Below are 448 nucleotides of genomic sequence, written 5' to 3' on the forward strand. Positions count from 1 at the left end.
TGGCGCTGTTCTATTTCTACAGGGGCCGCATCCGCACACTGGCGCCCGAATCGAGCGTAAGGATTTTGCGCTTCGGTGCTCTGGAGCGGCTAACCCACTGGATGACTGCCACGGCGTTCATCATCCTAGCCATCACCGGCCTGAACTTTATCTTCGGCAAGCGTCTGCTGATGCCACTGATCGGGGCCGATGCATTTTCAACCTGGTCGATTTGGGCGAAATACGCCCACGACTTCGTCGCGTGGGCGTTTATGCTCGGCATATTAGTCATGCTGGCGACATGGGCCTGGGACAACCTTCCGGATCGCCATGACGCTCATTGGCTCAGAGTCGGCGGCGGCTTTTTCGACAAAACCAACAGGACGCATCCGCCGGCCGGACGTTTCAATACCGGCCAGAAGCTCATCTTCTGGGCCGTCGTCCTGGGCGGAATTGCGATGTCTGTATC

General features: G+C 58.0%; 1 protein-coding gene. It reads left to right on the forward strand.

Features of this window, described 5'->3' with window-relative positions; all coding sequences use genetic code 11:
• On the forward strand, positions 1 to 448 hold a 448-nt coding region (locus ACWGS8_RS35200), incomplete at both ends, for a formate dehydrogenase subunit gamma (RefSeq protein WP_454585211.1).

This window comes from Mesorhizobium sp. 43Arga (genome assembly GCF_053714255.1).